Below are 20,974 nucleotides of genomic sequence, written 5' to 3'. Positions count from 1 at the left end.
CGCGCCGCCGGGCGGCTCGGCCGCCGGATCTCGATCCGTTCGGCGGGCTTTCGGGCGGGGCGCCGATGCCGCGGCCGAGATCGCGCAGCGGCTGTACGTCGGTGGTCTCTTCCTCCGGTTCGGCATGCCGACGTCTGCGGCCGGTCCGTCCGGAGCCGACCGCGCCGTCCGCAAGCGGGTCCCGCGCATACGGATCGGGTGCCGGGGCGTACGGATCCGGTGCCGGGGCATACAGATCGGATATCGGCGCGGACAGCGGATCCGCGGGTGCGGAATGCCGCGACGAATCCGCGCCCGGCATTTCCCGCCCCGGCATGATCCGACTCGAATATCCCGGCGCGGGCAGCGGATCGGCGGGCGCCTCCGGAGCGGCGTAGGCCGAGAGTGGGTCGTATCGGGTGATCGGCCCCGACATCGGCGAGTAGTTCGGTAATTCGGGTGCGGCGTACGGCGCCGGATCCGGCGCGGCGTACGAAGTGGGTTCCGGCGCAGGCGTTTCGAATCCGGACCCCACGTACCCGCCGGACTGGAAACCGGAGGGTTGGTAACCCGACGCGTCGTACCCGTTGGCCTCGTACCCGTTGGATTCGTACGACGGCGGTTCGTACGCCGGTTCGTCCTCCTCGGGTGCGGCGTGCGCCGAATGGCCACCGCCACCGGCCGGAATGGCGGGCAGATCACCGGTCAGCTCGGCAACCGAGATGCCGCGGCCACTGCGCCGCCGCCGTCCGCCGCCACCGGGCGACGCCGCGCCCTGCTGGCCGTTGCGTGCCAGCAGCTCGGCAACCGATAGCTGCTTGGAATCCTCACTCATGACGACACCGTTTCCATCGGGCCCGATAGACCGCCGCCGGGCACCGGCTTACCGCTCGTTTCCGCGACGGAACCCGGCAATGCCGTAGCCCTCGGTCCGCCGTTCATATCGGTATCCAGTTTGCGCAAGATGAGCCCCTCGCGCAGTGCCCACGGACAAATCTCGAGGGTATCCAGCGATAGTGCCCGCATACTCGCCTCCGCGACCAGTGCGCCAGCCACCAATTGCTGTGACCGATCGGAACTTACGCCTTCCAATTCTGCACGGTCCGCCGCCGTCATTCTCGAGATGAAGGCAATCAGTTGGCGCAGACCTGAGCTGGTGAGTGTACGGCGCACCCGCAACCCGGCCGAAGAGGGTGCCGCCCCGGTCAACCGGGCAAGGGACCGAAACGTCTTCGACGTGCCGACCGCGAGATCCGGTTTACCCACGTCCAGCAGCTGTTTCGCGGGTGCGACGAGTTCCGCGTCGAGCCAATCGCGCAGCACCGCGACGCGGCGTTTGCCCGGTGGATCCTCGCGCAGCCATTCTCTGGTCAATCTTCCGGCGCCGAGTTGCAGCGAAACCGCGAGATCGGGTTCCTCGTCGCCACCGTTGGTCATTTCCAGTGAGCCGCCGCCGATGTCGAGATTGAGGATCCGGCCCGCGCTCCAGCCGTACCACCGGCGCACGGCGAGGAAGGTCAGCCGGGCCTCGTCGACACCGGAGAGCACCTGCAGTTCGACGCCCGTTTCGGCGCGGACCCTGGCGAGTACCTCATCGGAGTTCGCCGCCTCACGCAGCGCGGAGGTCGCGAACGGCATCAGCTCGACGCAGCGGGAAGTCTCGGCGATGCTGGCGAATTCGGCGACCGTGGCGATCAGCCGTTCGGCCCCCTGGACGGTGATGCAGCCCTCGGAATCCATGTTCTCCGATAGCCGGAGAGTGGCCTTTGTCGAGCTCATCGGCATCGGGTGACCACCGCGATGGGCGTCCACCACAAGCAGGTGGACGGTATTGCTTCCGACATCCAGTACCCCAAGCCGCACATGAATACGGTACTGGGTGAACCGGCCCTTTAGCCCAGGCGACTGAACTGTTAGCGTCCTGAAGTGTGACGGTAGGCGCAACGAACAGCGGCTCCAAGAGGCCCCCACCAGCGCGGAAGATCGATCCGGCGCCGGAGGTCGATCTCGACTTTCCCCGTGAATGGATCGAGTTCGTGGATCCAGCAAACGACGAGCATGTGATCGTCGCGGATTTGACCTGGCTGCTGTCGCGCTGGACGTGCGTCTTCGGAACTCCGGCCTGTCAGGGAATTCTGAGCGACCGCCCCGATGACGGCTGCTGCTCGCACGGTGCGTTCCTCTCCGACAAGGACGATCGCAAGCGTCTGACCAATGCTGTGAAAATGCTCACACCGAGCGACTGGCAGCTGATGGACGAGGCGACCGACGCCGAGGGCAAGATCACCAAGAAGGGCTATCTGGAGCTCGACGAGCTGGAGGACGAGCCCGCCCTGCGCACCCGCCGCTTCGACGGCGCGTGCATTTTCCTGAACCGCCCCGGCTTCGAGGGCGGCGTCGGCTGCGCGCTGCACACCATGGCGCTGCGCAAGGGCATCGAGCCACTCGAGGTGAAGCCGGATGTGTGCTGGCAGTTGCCGATCCGGCGCACCCAGGACTGGGTGGAGCGCCCGGACGGCGTGCAGATCCTGAAGACCACCATCACCGAATACGACCGGCGCGGCTGGGGTCCCGGCGGCGAGGACCTGGACTGGTACTGCTCCGGCTCCCCCGACGCGCATGTGGGCGCCCGTCCGGTGTGGCAGTCCTACGCTCCCGAGCTGAAGGAATTGCTCGGTGCACCCGCCTACGAAGAGCTGGCTAGGCACTGCAAGCGGCGCGAGGGACTCGGCCTCATCGCGATCCATCCCGCGACCGTGCATGCCGACCGGATGAAATCCGACCAACCCATTACCGACCAGTCGGCGTGAAGCTTGCATTGCGGGCGATTCACCTGCCCGCCATGCACGCTTTACTCACATGCGGTTGGATGTGCGGTCATGTTGAAGAAAGCCCTGACCCTGACCGCCATCGCGCTCGGCGCCACCGCCGCACTGACCGGTGCCGCGCACGCCGAACCCAATGGCGACCCGGCCAAATACGCCGATTTCACCGCCGACTTCCTGCCCGCCAACACCCCTGACGCGATCAACGCCCAGGCGAACGGCAAGAACCTGATCATGAGCCCGTACGGCGTAACCCACACCATCGCGTGCCGCGGCACCAGCGCGGCCGACGTCTACGAATGCATGCAGGAAGACGATCTCGGCTGGATCACCCTGCACAAGCAGGACGTCCCCGGCCTCGGCCCCACCTGGGTCTACCTGCCCTGACTCGGACGCACGCAGCAGACGTCGAGGTTGTCGGGGCCTCGGCGTCTGCGTTTTGCAGGAATTTTTAGTGTGCGCTGACGGTCAAGCCTCGAGTTTGTAGCCGAGGCCGCGGACGGTGACGAGGTGCTCCGGCTTGGCCGGGTCACCCTCGATCTTCGAGCGCAACCGCTTGACGTGCACGTCGAGGGTCTTGGTGTCGCCGACGTAGTCGGCGCCCCAGACCCGGTCGATCAGCTGGCCCCTGGTGAGTACTCGCCCGGAATTGCGCAGCAGATATTCGAGCAGATCGAACTCCTTCAACGGCAGGGTGACCTGCCTGCCGTTGACGTGCACGGTGTGGCGGTCGACATCCATCCGGACCGGTCCGGCCTCGAGCACACCGCTCTCATTGCCGCCGTCCAGTTCATCGCCAGCGCCGCGGCGCAGCACGGCCCGGATGCGGGCGATCAGTTCGCGTGCCGAGTACGGCTTGGTGACGTAGTCGTCGGCGCCGAGCTCCAGGCCGACCACCTTGTCGATCTCGCTGTCGCGCGCGGTGACCATGATCACCGGGACGCCGCTGCGGGTGCGCAGCTGTTTGCACACGTCGGTGCCGCTCATGCCGGGCAGCATGAGGTCGAGCAGCACGATATCGGCGCCGGAGCGGTCGAATTCGGCGAGCGCGGACGGTCCGTCACCGACCACGGTGACCTCGAATCCCTCCTTGCGCAGCAGGAACGCGAGCGGATCGGCCAGCGACTCCTCATCTTCGACGATCAGAACACTCGTCATCTGCGTGCCTCCACACCATTCGGTCTGCCCGGCCCCGTGGGGCGCGGGTGTGTTTCTCTCATGCTCACCGCGGAACCGTCGACCTCTTCTTCGCCGTCGGCCTCATGGTGGGCAGGTATTCGCAGGGTGAACGTCGATCCGGTGCCGAGCTTGCTCCACAGGGTGATTTCACCGTTGTGGTTGGCCGCCACGTGCTTGACGATAGCCAGGCCGAGCCCGGTACCACCGGTGGCGCGCGAGCGTGCCTTATCGGATCGGAAGAATCGTTCGAAGACCCGCTCCTGGTCTTCCTTGGCGATACCGATGCCGCGATCGGTCACGGCCATCGCGACGTGATCGCCGCGCAGTGAGCGGCTCACCGAAACGTGGGAGCCCGCGAGTGAGTACGCGATGGCGTTCTCCACCAGGTTGGACAGTGCGGTGACGAGCAGGGTTTCGTCGCCGAGCACCTCGAGTCCGCTCGGGCGGTCGGTGCTGACGGTGATGCCAGCGGCCTCGGCGGCGGTACGGGAGCGATCGACCGCCTGCGTGACCACGGAGTCGACGTCGACCACTTCGAGCTCGGGTAGCTTTTCCGCGCCCTGTAGTCGCGAGAGCGCGATCAGCTCGGTCACCATCTTGCCCAGCCGCCGGGATTCACCGAGTACGCGCTGACCGAAGTGCCGGACCGCGTCGGGATCTTCGGCGGATTCCAGCATGGCCTCGGCCAGCAGGCTCATCGCGCCGACGGGAGTCTTGAGTTCGTGGCTGACATTGGCGACGAAGTCACGGCGAGTGGCCTCCATGCGGGCCTGCTCGGAATCGTCGTCGGCGAACAGCACGGTGAAACTGGTCTCTTCGCGCGATAGCTGTCTGGCCACTCCGCGCACCGCGATCCGGCTGCGGCCGGGCAGCGGCTTCTCCGCGGTGAGATCGAATTCACTGGATTCGCCGGTGGCGAGCACCTTCTCCACCGCGGCCCAGGCGCGTTCGTCGAGCAGCCGGTTGCGGACCAGGCCCAGTTCCTCGGCGCGCGGGTTGACCAGCACCACATCGCGGTATTCGTCGACGACCGCGATTCCGCTCTCGGAGGCGAGCACGATCAGGTCTAGCACCTGGGACATGGTGAGACCGGAATCCGCCTGTCTGCGGGCGGCCTGCCTGGCGTTCACGAACGGGATCAGTAGCCCACCGACTGCCAGGCCGACGACAGCCGCGAGGACTGCCAGTAGGACGGCCTGGGGAACACTCACACTTGAATCGTACGGTCGCCGACCGACAACCCAACTCGGGGTACGCGAAGTTTCGCGCAGGTCATAGGCACTTCCAGGATCGTTAGCCGCTTGTTTACGCGTTGTTCGCGAGACGGAGTCCGGATCGTTTTCACTCCGGCGAATCCGACATTGCCGACCGCACCGAGTCGCCGTGGCGGTCGACCCATTCGCCGAGGGCGTAGATCGGGATGAGCAGATCGCGTCCCGCTTCGGTCAGTTCGTATTCGACGCGGGGCGGAGCCTCGGCGTAGCGGTGGCGCTCGATGAGGGTCATGGTCTGCATGCGACGCAGCGTCTGGGTGAGCATCTTCTGGCTGATGCCGCCGATGGCCATACGCAGGTCACCGGGACGCATCGGACCGTCGCGCAGCATATAGACGATGACCGAGAGCCAGCGGTTGCCGAACAGGTCGACGCCGAGGCGGGCCGGACAGTCGGCCTCGTAGTCGCCATAGGGCGCGAATTCCACGGGTTCGGCATGTTCGACCGTCATGACACCAGCCTGCCATCGTCATTGCGCACCTTCGGGTGCCTATCGAAATCCCTAGCGTCGGTGCCGAATACATCCCGAACCAGGAGTTGATATGCGAATCGGAATCATCGGGGCGGGCGCGATGGCGAAGGCACTCGGCGGCGGCTGGGCCGCGGCCGGGCACGAGGTCGTCATCGGAGCTCGGTCCCGTGCGGCCGCGGATGGGCTGGCAGCAACCATCGGGCACGGAGCACGAGGCGGTAGTGTCGGCGCGGCTGCCGAATTCGGGGCGGTCGTGCTGTTGGCACTGCCGGTAAGTGCCCTTGACGAAGTACTGGGTGAAATCCGCGGAGAACTTGCCGGGCGGACGGTGATCGACTGCACCAATGCGTTCCTCCCGGACGAAGCCGCGCCGCAAGGAGTTCTGGCTTTCGTATTGTCCGAGGACGCGGTCGCCGCTCGCATCGCGGCGACGGTTCCCGAGGCGAACGTGGTGAAGGCGTTCAACGTGTGTGCCGCCGAGGTGTGGGAATCACCGGCCCGCGTCTTCGAGGACCGCAGGCTGGCGGTGCCTATCTGCGGTGACGACGCTGCCGCGATGCAACAAGTCGCCGTACTGGCGGAAGATCTCGGGCTGCAACCGATTTCGGCGGGCGGACTGCATCGCGCCAAATATCTCGAGGCCACCTCGGTCTTCACCGTCGGCCTCTGGTTCGGCGGCGTGGATGCCCGCGCGGTCTTCCCGCCGTTGGAAGCGGCATTCGCCGTGGCCGACTAGCGACCGGACCCGGTCCGAGCGTGCACGACCGCCCATACCCCGCGGATTCGAGCTTGAATGCGCGAGAGGTGCACGCTCGGGCCGGATACGGCTTACCAGCCCGGGTTGCCCCGCACCGGAAGATTCACGAAACTCGGCCGATTCGGATCCAGTTGCACGTGTTGCGGTTTCAGACCCGTATCGATCAGCATCGGCAGAACCGGCAGGCCCTTGGGGAAGTTGCCCGCGAAGACATCCACGCGCAGGCGATGGCCCGGCTGCAGGATCGCCTCGGTGGCGGGCAGGGTGATATCGAGGGTCGTCTCCTCCCCAGGCACGGTCGGCTGACGCAGGTCCAGCGATGTATAAGGCCGCGGATCGGTGTAATCGCCACTGGCGGAACGGGTGCTGTTCGCCTCGTCGACCTGACGCAGCGACGCCATCAACTGGCCGGAGGTGAGCACGGTGGACCGGCCGTCCGGCGCGACATCGTTCACCGTGACCACCCAGTATCCGTCGGTCGCATCCTGAACGGTATCGAGGTGCGCGGCGATTCGGCCGGAGATGGTGGTCGGCTCGGCGACCGGGTCGCTGGTGAAGGTCAGCCCGTTCAGCTCGGCGATGCGGGAGTCCTTGGCGCAACCATCGATGATCGAAAGGAAACCCGCACTACCCTGCGCTGCGTCGTTGGAGCACAGGGTAGTCAGGCCTGGCGCGACGGTGAGCCGCGCCGAGTCCGGGCTCGCGGTGGCGAGCAACGATCCGTCGTTCAGGCTGTTCGCGGTGCCACTTCGGTTGGCGGACAGGTACATCCGGCGATATTCGGCATCCTGGGAGCCGGTCCGTGGATCGGCGAACGAGTCGGTGGTGATCCAGCCGCCGCCCTGCTGCCGCAGGGTGATCGGGCCGTACTCATCGATGCCGTTGTCGATTCCCTTGAGCCACTTGTCGAACCACGCGCGCTGCAGCACATCCAGGCGCGGCGGCAGGCCGGGCTTGCCGTATTCATTGCCCGAGCTGATGTGGTACGTATTGCCCATCAGCAGCTGTTTCTGGCCCGCGGGCAGCGGAATCTCGTTGTAGATCTTGGATTCCGAGTAGGTGAACAGATCGTGCCAGCCACCGGTGACGAAGGTGGGCACCTGGATCTGGCTCGGATCGCTGAGCCAGGCCGCGCGCGACGCCGACGAACCGGTCAGCAGTTCCTCGGCGCGCGGGTCCAGATCCTCGATCCGGGTGGTGCTGTAGACATTGAGCAGCACATCCATGAAGGTGAACGGATCCTTCGCGCGATCCGCGAGCCACTTCATATCGAACTGCCCGTTGAGCATCGACGCCACATCCGGAACCAGCTCGAGGCCGTTGATGGCGGACAGCCACAGCGGAATGAAGTTGAAGCCGAAGCCGCCGCCGGGCGCGAGCACATCGTTGACCAGGTCACTGCCGGGCACCACCGGGAAGATCGCCTTCAGCGCGGGCGGATGCATCGCGGCCACCTGGATCTGGTTGATGCCCGAATAGGACAGGCCGTTCATGCCGATGCGGCCGTCGGACCACGGCTGACGCGCGGTCCAGTCGATCACCTCGTAGGTGTCCTGCTGTTCGCGCTGGCGCAGCATGTCCCAGGTGCCCTGGGAGAAGCCGGTGCCGCGCACGTCGACCACGACCTGGGTGTAGCCGCTTTCGATGAGCTGACGGTCGACGGCGAAGTTGCATAGTTCGCCGCCGCCGAAGGATTTGGTCAGATCGGTGACGCCGGAGAGCGGGGTCCCGCTGAGGTCGATCCGGCGGAACAGTTCGATCAGCGCATCGGACAGACCCGGAATGGACATGGCGCTGTCGGCGATGTTCGAGACCAGTTTGGTGTACGGCGTCAGATTCACCACTGTGGGCGTCGGGGTGGCGATCGGGCGACCCGCGGCATCCGCCGGACGGTACACATTGCCCTTCAGGACGGTGCCGTCGCTCATGGTGATCGGCACATCCCACTGGATATTCACATTCGGGTACTGCTGGGGTCCGTCCTCGGTCGCGGCCCAGACGGCACCAGCCGCGCCACCGTCGGGACCGGACGGCGCCGACGCGGCGATCGCGCTCTGGGTGACGAATGGAATGAGCACCGCCGCGGCGACTGCCGCCACGGTGGCACGCAACATTGTCTGCATCAGGGGTGATCCGCCTCTCGGACTGGTCGAACGACCAGAGCTTACATACCGACGAGTAGGTTCGAACTCGAGGCTACTTAGATCGCGTGGCGAATATCGGTTCACATATAGCAATTAGACTCGCATAATGCCTGCACAAGACTGGAATAAACCACGCCGACCTGCAGAATTAACACTAACCCAGATGGTCACAGCTAACTGATCGCGACCCGCGCACCAGCCCATTTCCGATCGAGGCGAACGCCGTACCGCCGTCGCGACGTCGTAAGCGGATCAGCTGTGTCCTGCCGAGAAACGACAACGCGCCGCGACCGAGGCCGGTCGCGGCGCGTTTGTATCGAGGTAGGTGCTTATTTGCCGCCCTGGCTGGCGACGGCCGCGGCACCCGCGGCGGCTGCCTCGGGGTCCAGGTATTCGCGCGGACGAACCGGGCGCAAGTTCTCGTCCAGCTCGTAGCGCAGCGGTATACCGGTGGGGATGTTCAGCCCGGCGATATCGTCATCGGAGATCCGGTCCAGGTGCTTGACCAGCGCGCGCAGCGAATTGCCGTGTGCCGCAACGAGAACGGTCTTGCCCGAGAGCAGGTCCTTGGAGATGGTCGACTCCCAGTACGGGACCATCCGGTTCACCACATCGAGCAGGCATTCGGTCTTGGGGACGTCGATGCCGTCGTAGCGCGGATCGCTCTCCTGGCTGTACTCGTTCGACGGGTCGATCGGCGGCGGCGGAGTGTCGTAGCTGCGCCGCCACAGCATGAACTGGTCGTCGCCGTACTGGTCGCGGACCTGCGCCTTGTTCTTGCCCTGCAGATCGCCGTAGTGGCGCTCGTTGAGGCGCCAGTCGCGCACGACCGGGATCCAGTGCCGGTCGGCGGCGTCCAGCGCGATATTCGCGGTGCTGATCGCGCGCCGCAGCACGGAGGTGTAGACGATATCGGGCAGAATGCCGTGTTCGGCCAGCAGTTCCCCGGCGCGCTTGCCCTCGGCGATGCCCTTGTCGGTCAGGTGCACATCCACCCAGCCGGTGAAAAGGTTCATGGCATTCCATTCGCTCTCGCCGTGGCGCAGCAACACGAGGGTGTACGTCATGCAGGCCATTCTGGCATGTACGCGAACCGGGCTCGCATCCGTTCCCACTGCTCAGGAGATGGCATCGGCCGTATCGTGGCCCGCGGCGAGCACACCCGCGCCAACCAGGGTGGCGCCATTGGTGATTCGCGACGGCACCACCTGCAGCTCGCGCAGGAAGTCCAAACCCGCGTGCCGGGTCAGTGCCGCGCGCAGCGGTTCCCACAGCGGTTCACCCGATTGCGCGAAGCCGCCGCCGATCACCACCCGATCGATATCGAGCGTCGAGGCCGCGGAGGCGATGGCCGTGCCGAGGGCGGTTCCGGCCCGATGCAGCGCGGCGAGTGCGATCTCGTCGCCGGTGTGCGCGGCCTTCGCCAGCCCGGCACCCGTCTCACCGCGCCAACCCTGTTCGCGCGCCCAGCGCACCGATGACATACCGCTGGCAATCGCCTCGACGCAGCCGACGCCGCCGCATTCACAAGGCACATCCCAACCTGGCACCACGATATGACCGACGTGTCCGGCATTTCCGGTGCGCCCCAGCACCACCCGGCCGTCGGCGATGATGCCGCCGCCGATGCCCGAGGAGACCGTCATGGCCAGGCCGTTCGGAATGCCGCGCAGCGCGCCGACGTGATGTTCGGCCAGCGCAAGGCAGGCGCCGTCGATGGCGAATCGCACTGCGGCGGAAGGGAACAGCCGCTGCACCTCGGCCACGATCGGGAAGCCCGGCTTCCATTCCGGAATGTTCAGCGGGCCGGTGACGCCGGTACGCACATCGACCGGTCCGGCCGAACCGATCCCGATCGCCGAGACCGTCGCGTCACCGGCCACCTCCAGCAGCAGGTCGCGGCACGCCGACCACACCGACTCCCGAGGCACATCGACCCGCCGTACATCGCGTACTTTCCGGCCCCCGTAGACGACCCCGGCGGCGAATTTCGTCGCACCGATATCCAGAGCAAGAACCATCATCGCCGGGCTGCCTTCCTGTACCTCGCGGCCCATTCCCACAGCGCGATTGTCGCCTACTCCGGGCGCGGATACTCCAGCCTTCGTCTCTACACCCCTTGTCGCAGGCTCATACCCGCGATAGGAGATGTGCCGGTTCAGGGCTGGTCTGCGGCCTCGACCAGATGCTCGAAGGCGCGCAGGTTCTGCAAGGATTCGCCGCGCGATACGCGCCACTTCCATTCCCGGCGAATGGATTCGGCGAAGCCTAGTTCCAGCAGGACATTGAAGTCGGCGTCGACGGCCTCGAGGATCTGGCCGAAGATCCGGTCCAGTTCGTCCGGGGTGACGGCGTGGGTGGCCATGCGGCCGACCAGATAGATATCGCCGACGCGGTCCAGGGTGTAGGCCACACCGTAGAGGCGGCGGTTGCGACGCAGCAGGAATTTGTAGACGCCCTCGAAGTTCTCGTCGGGCTTGCGGCAGACGAACGATTCGATCCGCAGTCCGTGCTTGCCGACGGTGAGCATCACGGTGGTCGCGAGTTTGCGCTCACCGGGCAGGATGACGACGAAAGTCTCCTGGCTGGGATGGGTGTACTCGATTTCGCGCTCGCGCAGCGTTTCATCGATCAGCTGTGCGGTCGCGGCTGCCGTGCTCATCGGTGCGCTCCCGTCCGGCGCCGCCACAGCGCCCGCGATCTGGCCTGACTGGTCTCGCCGAGGAGAACAGCACTGCGTTCACCCGTGAGGCTAGTGCGTTCCTCCGCCAGCTCGGCCCGCGCGGCCTCGAAGACCTTGTGCCGGCCCGCGCCGAGACCGGCGCGTACCGCACGGAAATCGGCCAGCGCCGCCGAATAACTGGCGAGCAGTCCGTCCGCGGTGTGCTCCCAGGAGAAATGCCCGGCGTGCTCGACCGCGCGCACACCCATCCGACGTAGTCGCTCACCGTCGTCGAGTAGGTGGCCGAGGGCGTCGGCCCAGTCCGGCGTCCGGTGTCCGGGGACGAGCAGGCCGGTCTCACCGTGACGCACGGCGGTGCCGAGCCCGCCCACATCCGCCGCGAGTACCGGGGTGCCACTGGCCTGCGCCTCGATGGCGACCAGACCGAAGGATTCGTTGTAGCTGGGCACCGCGACCAGGTCGGCGGCGCGATACACCTGGACCAGGCGATCCGGCGGCTGCGGCGGCAGGAAGGTGACGTGCTCGGCGATGCCGAGCGCGGCCGCGAGTTCGATCAGTGAATCGGGGCGCTCCAGTCCGGTGCCGGACGGTCCGCCGACGATGAGCACCCGCAGCTTGCGCGCCGGGTCGCGGTACAGCAGCTCGGCCGCCGCGCGGACCAGCACATCCGGGGCCTTGAGCGGCTGGATGCGGCCGATGAACGCGACGATCCGCTCGTCGGTGGCCAGACCCAATTCGGCTCGGGCCGCGGCCTTTTCGCCGGGACAGTAGCGAGTCAGATCCGCGCCGGGCGGCACCACATCGATGCGCTCGGGATCGGCGCCGTACAGCTCGACGAGCTGGCGCGCCTCCTCCGCGGTATTGGCGACCATGCGATCGGCCTCGGCGATCACCTGCTTCTCGCCGATCTCGCGGGTCGCGGGCTCGGGGCAGTCGCCCTCGGCCAGCGCCGCGTTCTTCACCGCCGCCAAGGTGTGCGCGGTATGCACCAGCGGCACCCGCCAGCGGTCGCGCGCCAGCCAGCCGACCTGACCGGACAGCCAGTAGTGCGAATGGACCAGGTCATAGTGTCCGGGCTGGTGTCTGGCCTCTTGGCGCAGCACCTCCGCCGTGAACGGGCACAGCTGGGTCGGCAGGTCGTGCTTGTCCAGCCCCTCGAACGGGCCCGCCACCACATTGCGCACCAGAACGCCCGGTGCCGCCTCCTGCACGGGCGGGACGTTCGAGGAGGTGGCCCGGGTGAAGATCTCGACCTCGGTGCCGCGTCGGGCCAGCTGAATGGCGGTTTGCAGGACATAGACGTTCATGCCGCCTGCATCGCCGGTACCCGGTTGAGCAAGTGGTGAGGTGTGCACCGATAACACGGCGATCCGATTCGGCCGTAGGTCCGGGCGTTGACTCACACCATCCATAGTGCACGTTGAATTGCCCAACCCAGACGCCGTAACCGGGCCGAGTGACAGTCGTCACAGCAGTTTCGTGAGGGTTCTCACGCGCGGTGCAAATATCTGCCCGGCGCTGATCTCTGCACCGGGACACGACAAGTCTGCTCGAGCCCAGCGTGCGGCGCCAGCGAATTTCGGACGGCTAATTCAGACCGTCGATGAACGCGCTCACCTCGGTGACGAAGCGGGCGCGATCCTCGATGAACAGCCCGTGCTGCGCGTCCTCCCAGAACGAGCCGCGGCCGTCGGGCACGGCATCGAGGATGTAGCGCCCGTTCTCGATCGGCACGACCGGATCCTTGGTTCCGTGCAGGACCAGCACCGGAATGTCCAGGGCGCGTAGCGTTTCGGTGTTGTCGACGGTCCGGTAGAACAGCGCCTTGCGCACCCGGGGTGGCGTGCCGAGGCTCGCACCGAAGATGCGCTGCGCATCGACGCCTTTGTCCGGACCGGGTCCGGTATTCGCATTGCCGAAGGCGCCGAACGCGCGCAACGCCCTGCCCGCACTCTCCTCGAACACACCGGGAATGGCCTCCTGCATGGCCGAACCGGTCTCCGCACCGGGTGCGCGACCGATATTGGCCATCGAGCCCGAGTAGATGACGCCCGCGACCGCACCGGTGCCGTAGGCGGTCAGGTAGTCGCTGATCACGATGCCGCCGTAGGACCAGCCGAGCAGGACCGCATCGGATCGGATGCCTTCGGCGGCGAGCACGGCGGCGATATCGGCGGCCCAGTTCTTCGGATCGTCGTAGCCGGTTTCCGGGGCCCCCGAGTAGCCGTGGCCGCGCAGATCGACGGCGAGCACCCGGAAGCGCTCGGCCAGCTCGTCCGCGGCCGCGCCCCAGCACTGCAGATTGGCCGACCAACCGTGTACCAGCACCAGCGGCCTGCCCTCGGCCGGTCCGCCGACCCGATAGACGATGCTCGTTCCGTCCGCACTGACCGCTTCCCGAATAGCCATGCCACCGAGGCTAACGGCGGCTGGTCCGGTGCGGTGATCCGGGCAACAGCCGGGCTCGTCGGCAAACGACCTGCACTTAGGATCGGGAGCATGAGCATTCGCACTGCCGTCGTCACCGGGGCCAGCTCGGGAATCGGGGAAGCCACCGCCCGGGAACTCGCCAAACAGGGCTATCACGTGGTCGTCGGTGCGCGCAGGCTCGATCGGCTGCGGCGTCTCGCCGACGAAATCGGCGGCACCGCACTCGAACTCGATGTGACCTCGGACAATTCCGTCCGCGCGTTCACCGATGCGATCGAGAACGTCGATGTGCTCGTCAACAACGCGGGCGGCGCGAAGGGTCTGGCACCGGTGGCCGAGGCGGATCTGGACGACTGGCGCTGGATGTGGGAAACCAATGTGCTCGGCACGCTACGGGTGACCAAGGCGTTGCTGCCGAAACTGATCGCCTCGGGCGACGGGCTCGTCGTCACCATCACCTCGGTCGCCGCCTTCGAGGCCTACGACAACGGCTCCGGCTACACCTCGGCCAAGCACGCACAGGCCGTACTGCACCGCACACTGCGCGGCGAACTGCTCGGTCAGCCGGTGCGGCTCACCGAAATCGCGCCCGGCGCAGTGGAAACCGAGTTCTCGCTGGTGCGCTTCGCCGGAGACGAGGAGCGGGCGGCCAAGGTGTACGAGGGCATTGATCCGCTGTTCGCGCAGGACATCGCGGAGATCATCGGGTTCGTGGCGTCGCGACCGTCACATGTGAATCTGGACCAGATCATCGTCAAGCCCCGTGACCAGGCCGGACCGGGACGCTTCGCTCGCCGCGGCTGACGGAATCGGCGATACTCCATCTGATTCGACCGTTTCTCGATTGCTGTGAATTCGCTCCGGTGGTGACGCGGACATTAGCATCGGGTGTTCGGCACGCAGATAGACCAGATTGGAGTAGCTCGGCTCATGCTCAAGGGTTTCAAAGATTTCCTGATGCGCGGGAATGTCATCGACCTCGCCGTCGCGGTGGTCATGGGTACCGCGTTCACCTCGGTGGTGACGGCGGTGACAAAGGGAATCATCAATCCGCTGCTCGCGGTATTGGGTAAGACCAATGAGCTGGGACTCGGCGTTCAGCTGGTCTCGGGTAAGCCTGCCACCTTCATCGCGATCGGGCCGATCATCACCGCGCTCATCGACTTCGTGCTGGTCGCCGCGGTGCTGTACTTCGTGCTGATGGTGCCGATGAAGACGCTGAAGAACCGCTTCGGCACCGCCAAGGTGGCCGAACCATCCGAGATCGAATTGCTCATCGAGATTCGCGATCTGCTCGCCGAGCGGCAGAAGGATTCGGTCGTCGACACCGAATCGTTCGGCAAGGACGGTTCGCTCGTCAAGGAGAACGCGCGGTAATTGCCACGCGCCGAATATGTTTCGCCCCCGCACGGTTCTGCCGAGCGGGGGCGATTTTCATTCAGGCGCCGACGTATGCCGCCAGGTGTTCGCCGGTGAGGGTGGCGCGCTCGGCGACCAGGTCGGCGGGCGTGCCCTCGAAGACGATCTTGCCGCCGTCGTGGCCCGCACCGGGACCGAGGTCGATGATCCAGTCGGCATGGGCCATTACTGCCTGGTGGTGCTCGATGACAATGACCGACTTACCCGAGTCGACCAGCCGGTCGAGCAGGCCGAGCAGCTGTTCGACATCGGCGAGATGCAGGCCCGTCGTCGGCTCGTCGAGGACGTAGACGCCGCCCTTGTCCGCCATGTGGGTGGCCAGCTTGAGCCGCTGCCGCTCGCCGCCGGACAGCGTGGTGAGCGGCTGGCCGAGGGTGAGGTAGCCGAGCCCGACATCGGCGAGCCGGTCCAGGATCTTCTCCGCGGCCGGTGTGCGCGCCGCGCCGTCGCTGAAGAACTCCTGCGCCTCGGTCACCGACATCGCGAGCACCTCGCTGATATCGCGACCGCCGAGGTGGTACTCGAGCACTGCGGCTTGGAATCGCTTGCCCTCGCATTCCTCACAGGTGGTGGCGACACCGGCCATGACCGCGAGGTCGGTGTAAATGACGCCCGCGCCGTTGCAATTGGGGCAGGCGCCCTCGGAGTTTGCGCTGAAAAGCGCTGGCTTGACGCCGTTTTCCTTCGCGAATGCCTTGCGGATCGGGTCGAGCAGACCGGTATAGGTCGCCGGGTTGCTTCGGCGGGAGCCACGGATCGCACCCTGATCGACCGACACCACGTCCGCGGAGCTTGCGGAGCGGCCGTCGAGCTGAGCTGCGCCTGCGGGGATCGAGCCGTGTACGAGCGAGCTCTTACCCGAGCCCGCGACGCCGGTGATGACGGCGAGCACGCCGAGCGGAATGTCGACATCGACATCCCGCAGGTTATTGGTCGACGCACCGCGAATCTCCAACGCGCCGTTGAACTTTCGGACCGTCTCCTTCAGCGCGGCGCGGTCGTCGAAGTGACGGCCGGTAATGGTGCCACTGCCGCGCAGCCCATCCACGCTGCCCTCGAAGCAGACGGTGCCGCCGCCCGTACCCGCGCCAGGACCCAGGTCGACGATGTGGTCGGCGATGACGATCGTCTCCGGCTTGTGCTCGACGACGAGCACCGTATTGCCCTTGTCCCGCAGCCGCAGCAGCAGCTCGTTCATCCGCTGGATGTCATGCGGATGCAGGCCCGCGGTGGGCTCGTCGAATACGTAGGTGACGTCGGTGAGCGAGGAGCCGAGGTGGCGGATCATCTTGACGCGCTGCGCCTCACCACCGGACAGCGTGCCCGCGGGCCGTTCCAGCGACAGGTAGCCGAGGCCGATTTCCACGAACGAGTCGAGGGTGTGCCGCAGCGAGGTCAGCAGCGGCGCCACCGACGGCTCCTTCAGCCCGCTGACCCATTCGGCCAGATCGCTGATCTGCATGGCGCAGGCGTCGGCGATGCTGATGCCCTTGATCTTCGACGAGCGCGCCAGTTCGCTGAGCCGGGTCCCGTCGCATTCGGGGCAGATCTGGAAGGTGACCGCCCGCTCCACGAAGGCGCGGATATGCGGCTGCAGCGCGTCGACGTCCTTGGACAGCATCGACTTGCGGATCCTCGGGATCAAACCCTCGTAGGTCAGATTGATGCCGTCGACCTTGATCTTGGTCGGCTCCTTGTAGAGCAGATCGTTGAGCTCGCGCTTGTTGTACTTCTTAATCGGCTTGTCCGGATCGAAGAACCCGCAGCCGGTGAAGATGCGCCCGAACCAGCCATCCATGCTGTAGCCGGGGATAGTGAGCGCGCCCTCGTTCAGCGATTTCGTGTCGTCGTACAGCTGGGTCAGATCGATGTCGTTGACCGAACCCCGGCCCTCACAGCGCGGACACATGCCGCCGGTAATGCTGAAGCTCCGACGCTCCTTGACCGTCTTCCCGGCGCGCTCTACCGCGACCGCACCCGCGCCGCTGATCGAGGCGACATTGAAGGAGAACGCCTGCGGCGAGCCGATATGCGGCTTGCCGAGTCGGCTGAACAGGATGCGCAACATGGCACTGGCGTCGGTGGCGGTGCCGACCGTGGAGCGCGGGTCGGCGCCCATGCGCTGCTGGTCGACGATGATCGCGGTGGTCAGCCCGTCGAGCACATCGACATCGGGCCGAGCCAGCGTAGGCATGAAGCCCTGCACGAAGGTGCTGTAGGTCTCGTTGATCAGCCGCTGCGACTCCGCGGCGATGGTGTCGAATACCAGCGAACTCTTGCCCGAGCCGGAAACACCGGTGAACACGGTCAATCGGCGCTTCGGGATTTCGATGCTGATGTCTTTGAGGTTGTTCACGCGCGCGCCGAGCACGCGGATCAGATCGTGGCTGTCGGCAGCGTGCATGTGCGTTTCCGTCTTTTTGGCCATGCTGATCGGTTCTCCATCTAGGTGCGCGGGCCGCCTGCGCGGTCTCCGTCGGAGTCGACTGCCTCGATCTAATCAGCTTCGAGCAGTGTGTTTCGGTACTTGTACGGCGGTGTTCGTGGCGATTGCTCGCCTCGGCTCGACACCGGTGACCTGCGGTCGCCACTGGTGTCGAGCGCTGCGATTGCCCGAGGCTCAGCTCACCTGCTGGATACGGACCATATTTCCGGCGGGATCGCGGAAGGCGCAGTCGCGAACCCCGTATGGCTGATCGGTCGGCTCCTGGACGACCTCGGCATTGGTGGCCTGCACCTTCTCGAAGGTGGCGTCGACATCCTTGGTAGCCAGCAGGATGCTGGCGTACGTACCCTTGGCCATCATCTCGGCGATGGTGCGCCGCTCGTCATCGGTGATACCTGGATCGGCGGCTGGCGGGTGCAGGACGATGGAGGTGCCGGGCTGGTCGACCGGGCCTACGGTGAGCCAGCGCATTCCGTTGAATCCGACGTCTTTGCGCAGCTCGAAGCCGAGGGCGTCACGGTAGAAGGCCAGGGCGGCCTCCGGATCGTCCTGTGGGAGAAAGCTCGATTGAATGGTGATGTCCATGGCTCTCACGCTAGTTGCTGCTAGATGACCCGCGCTTCTCGATTCCTGATCGGTCTGGTCACCCGTTTCACGACGAGCGTCGGCAGATCCACCGTGGCGTGCTCGGCCTGCTCCCGGTAGGCGCTCGGCGGTATTCCGACCAGCTCGGTGAACCGAGTACTGAAGGTGCCCAGTGACTGGCAGCCGACCGCGAAACAGACCTCGGTCACGCTGAGATCGCCACGTCGCAACAGCGACATCGCGCGCTCGATGCGCCGCGTCATCAGGTAGGAGTACGGCGACTCGCCGTAGGCGAGCTTGAACTGGCGGCTCAGGTGACCAGCCGATATGTGCTCGTCGCGGGCGAGCCGCTCGACGTCGAGCGGCTGCGCGTACTCCCGGTCGATCCGGTCGCGGACACGACGCAGACGCGCGAGCTCGCGCAGGTTGTCCTCGGTGGCTGGTCTGCTGGTCACCTGACCGATCGTCGCATGTCGCGCCGGGTTTGCCTAGCTCAGCGACCGCCAGCGGGCAGCGGCGGCACCGGTGTCGCGGACACCGGATTCTTGGGTTCACCCTGCAATGCCGACAGCCCGGTCCAGGTGTTCCAGTCGATGGTCCAATCGTAGAGATCGCCATCGGCGGCCGACAGCGCGATCGACGTGCCGGTCACCTCGACCGGATCGCCGTAGAGCGCGGTCGGGAAGTAGGCCTGCGCGTCACTCGGCGACAGGTTGATGCAGCCGTTGGTGACATTCGAAGAGCCCTGTGCCGAAAGGGATTCCGGATTGGCGTGAATGAATTCGCCGTTGTTCGAGATGCGTACGGCCCAGCGTTCGCGAACATTGGTGTAGAACGGCGGATTCGACATCATGAAGTCTTCGTACTTCTCGGTGACGACGTGCACACCGGAGCGGGTGACATTGCGCGCCTCATTGCCCTCGCCGTAGCTGACCGGGATATCGACGACGACCTGTCCGTCGCGCACGACCTGCATGCGATGGCTCGGCGCGCTGGCCTTGACGATCTGGCTGCGGCCGATGCGGAAATCCGAAGTGAGATCGGAGTATCCGTAGTTTCCGCCGCCGAGATCCAGGCCGTAGAGCTTGGCCGCGACGTGCACGGTGGTGCCGGGCGTCCAGTAATCCTTCGGCCGCCAGTGCACGCGCGAGCCGCCGTTGTCGTCCGGGAACCAGGCCCACGCGCCCTCGGTCGGCGGATTGGTGGTGATGGTGAGCGCCTTCTCCACCGCGGCCTTGTTCTGCACAGATCCCTTGAACTGCAAGATGATCGGGGCGGCGATGCCGACTTCCTGGTTATCGGCGATATTGAGCGTCGCGGGGAAGGTGTTCTTCGGTGCCAGCGTGGTGAAGGCGCCGTCGATCGGGACCGGCTTGTGGTCGATACCGACCACGGTGCCGGACCAGGTGTATTTGGCGTCGTAGCCGAGCGGTTCGGTGGTCTGGTAGCTGTGCTTGTCCGCGGCGAGTTCACCGGCGACCTGCTTGCCGTTGGCGTTGGTCAGCGCGATCTGATCGATGGTGCCGTCGGTGACGGTGACCGAGATCGGTGCGGTCGGATTGACGTTCTTGGCGTCGGCACCGGGTGTCAGCGTGACCTTCGCGACGGGGGTGTTGTCTTTGGCGGAGTTGCTGTTTCCGCCTTTGTCGGACGTGCATCCGGCCACCAGCGCGACTACCACGAGCAGCACGGCGGAGACGGCGGCGGCCGGTCTGTGGATGACTGGACGATGGCTCACTTCATCGAATTTACGCGGCGAAAACCATCCGACCGGCCTGCGAAGAGTGTGGTGTCCGTTTCACCGTTTACAGAGCGACTCCGATGGGTACCGGCTCCGGCTCCAGCCGGATACCGAATCGCTCGGCGACACCGTCGCGGACGGTACGGGCCAGTGCGACCAGATCGGCGGCGCTCGCGCTGCCGCGGTTGGTCAAGGCCAGCGTATGTTTCGTGGACAGCCGGGCCGGGGCGTCGGGACCCGGAAAACCCTTGGCGAAGCCCGCCCGCTCGATGAGCCAGCCCGCGGAGAATTTGACGCCGTCGGGAGCCGGATAAGTCGGGATCGTGACGTCGCCCACATGGGCGATGATCGCAGCCTTCACTGCCTCGACGCGGTGCACCGGAACGACCGGATTGGTGAAAAACGAGCCCGCACTCCAGGTGTCGTTATCGGCGGGGTCGAGCACCATCCCCTTGCCCGCGCGCAACTTCAGCACCGCCGCCCGGACCTGATCGGCGGGCCGGGAGTCGCCGTTGCCCGCACCGAGTGCGTTCGCGAGTTCGCCGTAGCGCAGCGGTGCGCTCGCTCCATCGGCATTGAGTGCGAAGTCCACCGCGAGCACCACGGCGGTATCGCGATGTTTGAGTGCGCTGGTGCGGTAGCCGAAGCCGAGTTCGGCCGGTTCGACCCAGCGGATCTCGCCGCTCGCCCGATCCAGCAAGCGCACGCGGCGCAGCAGGCTCTCGACCTCCACGCCGTACGCGCCGACGTTCTGTACCGGCGTCGCACCGGCCGATCCGGGAATGCCCGACAGGCATTCCAGCCCGCCGAGACCGGCCTCGATCGTGGCCGCGACCACCGCGTCCCAGTTCGCGCCCGCCTCGGCGACCACACCGTGCGCGCCGATCTCGACCGTCTCGTTGCGCACCAGGACCACGACACCGTCGAAGCCGTCGTCGCCGATGAGCAGGTTGGATCCACCCGCGAGCAGTAGTAGTGGAATGCCCGCGGTGTCCAGCGTCCGGACCGTCGCGACCAGCGCTTCGGTCGTCGCGCATTCC

The 20,974-nt window shown here is 66.1% G+C and carries 20 protein-coding genes and 1 pseudogene; 5 read left to right on the top strand and 16 right to left on the bottom strand.

Annotated features, from left to right (window positions below):
* Both NP3_RS35355 and NP3_RS35350 read right to left on the bottom strand, forming a co-directional pair.
* Positions 1 to 814 (bottom strand): annotated as a pseudogene (locus tag NP3_RS35355) (hypothetical protein); the annotation flags it as partial.
* Positions 811 to 1,842 (bottom strand): Ppx/GppA family phosphatase, encoded by a 1,032-nt coding sequence (locus NP3_RS35350; RefSeq protein WP_063046075.1) that lies wholly within the window; start codon positions 1,840 to 1,842, stop codon positions 811 to 813. The pseudogene NP3_RS35355 and the gene NP3_RS35350, both read right to left, overlap by 4 nt.
* A gap of 119 nt (positions 1,843 to 1,961) precedes the next feature.
* Between NP3_RS35350 and NP3_RS35345 the strand changes: the two genes are divergently transcribed.
* Both NP3_RS35345 and NP3_RS35340 read left to right on the top strand, forming a co-directional pair.
* Positions 1,962 to 2,789 (top strand): DUF3109 family protein, encoded by an 828-nt coding sequence (locus NP3_RS35345; RefSeq protein ID WP_157124765.1) that lies wholly within the window; start codon positions 1,962 to 1,964, stop codon positions 2,787 to 2,789.
* Positions 2,790 to 2,858: 69 nt separating this feature from the next.
* The gene (locus tag NP3_RS35340) at positions 2,859 to 3,191 is read left to right on the top strand and encodes a hypothetical protein (protein ID WP_063046073.1); all 333 of its coding nucleotides are present in this window, start codon (positions 2,859 to 2,861) and stop codon (positions 3,189 to 3,191) included.
* Between the two features lie 81 nt (positions 3,192 to 3,272).
* Here NP3_RS35340 and NP3_RS35335 read toward each other — a convergent pair whose 3' ends face one another.
* The 3 genes from NP3_RS35335 to NP3_RS35325 form a co-directional block, all read right to left on the bottom strand.
* Positions 3,273 to 3,962 (bottom strand): response regulator, encoded by a 690-nt coding sequence (locus NP3_RS35335; RefSeq protein WP_040696229.1) that lies wholly within the window; start codon positions 3,960 to 3,962, stop codon positions 3,273 to 3,275.
* Entirely contained in the window at positions 3,959 to 5,194 is a 1,236-nt protein-coding gene (locus NP3_RS35330; RefSeq protein WP_063046072.1) for a sensor histidine kinase, read from the bottom strand. The genes NP3_RS35335 and NP3_RS35330 overlap by 4 nt, the downstream gene beginning before the upstream one ends.
* Before the next feature lie 130 nt (positions 5,195 to 5,324).
* A complete protein-coding gene (locus NP3_RS35325) occupies positions 5,325 to 5,708 on the bottom strand; it encodes a winged helix-turn-helix transcriptional regulator (protein ID WP_063046071.1) in 384 nt (127 codons plus the stop codon).
* Between the two features lie 91 nt (positions 5,709 to 5,799).
* Between NP3_RS35325 and NP3_RS35320 the strand changes: the two genes are divergently transcribed.
* A complete protein-coding gene (locus NP3_RS35320) occupies positions 5,800 to 6,465 on the top strand; it encodes an NADPH-dependent F420 reductase (RefSeq protein ID WP_063046070.1) in 666 nt (221 codons plus the stop codon).
* Between the two features lie 92 nt (positions 6,466 to 6,557).
* Here the strand turns inward: NP3_RS35320 and NP3_RS35315 are convergent, their stop codons facing one another.
* From NP3_RS35315 to NP3_RS35290, 6 genes are all read right to left on the bottom strand, one after another.
* Entirely contained in the window at positions 6,558 to 8,609 is a 2,052-nt protein-coding gene (locus NP3_RS35315) for a CocE/NonD family hydrolase (protein WP_063046069.1), read from the bottom strand.
* Positions 8,610 to 8,959: 350 nt separating this feature from the next.
* A complete protein-coding gene (locus NP3_RS35310; protein WP_063046068.1) occupies positions 8,960 to 9,697 on the bottom strand; it encodes a phosphoglyceromutase in 738 nt (245 codons plus the stop codon).
* A 51-nt stretch (positions 9,698 to 9,748) separates the two neighbouring features.
* Positions 9,749 to 10,654 carry an ROK family protein gene (locus tag NP3_RS35305; RefSeq protein WP_063046079.1) on the bottom strand — a complete coding sequence of 302 codons (906 nt, stop codon included), beginning with the start codon at positions 10,652 to 10,654 and terminating at the stop codon, positions 9,749 to 9,751.
* A 134-nt stretch (positions 10,655 to 10,788) separates the two neighbouring features.
* Positions 10,789 to 11,292, bottom strand: a complete 504-nt coding sequence (locus tag NP3_RS35300; protein ID WP_063046077.1) for a type III secretion system chaperone family protein — start codon at positions 11,290 to 11,292, stop codon at positions 10,789 to 10,791.
* Positions 11,289 to 12,725 carry a D-inositol-3-phosphate glycosyltransferase gene (gene mshA, locus NP3_RS35295; RefSeq protein WP_174566299.1) on the bottom strand — a complete coding sequence of 479 codons (1,437 nt, stop codon included), beginning with the start codon at positions 12,723 to 12,725 and terminating at the stop codon, positions 11,289 to 11,291. The genes NP3_RS35300 and mshA overlap by 4 nt, the downstream gene beginning before the upstream one ends.
* A gap of 175 nt (positions 12,726 to 12,900) precedes the next feature.
* Entirely contained in the window at positions 12,901 to 13,722 is an 822-nt protein-coding gene (locus NP3_RS35290; protein WP_063046067.1) for an alpha/beta fold hydrolase, read from the bottom strand.
* A 90-nt stretch (positions 13,723 to 13,812) separates the two neighbouring features.
* Here NP3_RS35290 and NP3_RS35285 point away from each other — a divergent pair, with 90 nt between their 5' ends.
* Both NP3_RS35285 and mscL read left to right on the top strand, forming a co-directional pair.
* Positions 13,813 to 14,547, top strand: a complete 735-nt coding sequence (locus tag NP3_RS35285) for an SDR family NAD(P)-dependent oxidoreductase (protein WP_063046066.1) — start codon at positions 13,813 to 13,815, stop codon at positions 14,545 to 14,547.
* Between the two features lie 126 nt (positions 14,548 to 14,673).
* Positions 14,674 to 15,120: a large conductance mechanosensitive channel protein MscL gene (gene mscL, locus NP3_RS35280; RefSeq protein ID WP_063046065.1), complete on the top strand. Its 447-nt coding sequence runs from the start codon at positions 14,674 to 14,676 to the stop codon at positions 15,118 to 15,120.
* A 61-nt stretch (positions 15,121 to 15,181) separates the two neighbouring features.
* On the opposite strand, the gene NP3_RS35275 is transcribed toward mscL, so the two are convergent.
* The 5 genes from NP3_RS35275 to NP3_RS35255 form a co-directional block, all read right to left on the bottom strand.
* Positions 15,182 to 17,590 (bottom strand): ATP-binding cassette domain-containing protein, encoded by a 2,409-nt coding sequence (locus NP3_RS35275; RefSeq protein WP_063046064.1) that lies wholly within the window; start codon positions 17,588 to 17,590, stop codon positions 15,182 to 15,184.
* A 192-nt stretch (positions 17,591 to 17,782) separates the two neighbouring features.
* Entirely contained in the window at positions 17,783 to 18,193 is a 411-nt protein-coding gene (locus tag NP3_RS35270) for a VOC family protein (protein WP_063046076.1), read from the bottom strand.
* 20 nt (positions 18,194 to 18,213) lie between these two features.
* On the bottom strand, positions 18,214 to 18,648 hold the full coding sequence (locus tag NP3_RS35265; protein WP_063046063.1) for a helix-turn-helix transcriptional regulator: 435 nt from the start codon (positions 18,646 to 18,648) through the stop codon (positions 18,214 to 18,216).
* A 38-nt stretch (positions 18,649 to 18,686) separates the two neighbouring features.
* Positions 18,687 to 19,931, bottom strand: a complete 1,245-nt coding sequence (locus NP3_RS35260) for a L,D-transpeptidase (protein ID WP_063046062.1) — start codon at positions 19,929 to 19,931, stop codon at positions 18,687 to 18,689.
* Between the two features lie 67 nt (positions 19,932 to 19,998).
* Positions 19,999 to 20,974: UDP-N-acetylmuramate dehydrogenase (locus NP3_RS35255; RefSeq protein WP_063046061.1), on the bottom strand; the 976-nt coding region annotated here is incomplete at its 5' end.

This window comes from Nocardia pseudovaccinii NBRC 100343, assembly GCF_001613225.1.
GTDB lineage: Bacteria > Actinomycetota > Actinomycetes > Mycobacteriales > Mycobacteriaceae > Nocardia > Nocardia pseudovaccinii.
Note: the sequence above shows the minus strand (reverse complement) of the source record. Positions and strands in the feature narration are given on the sequence as shown.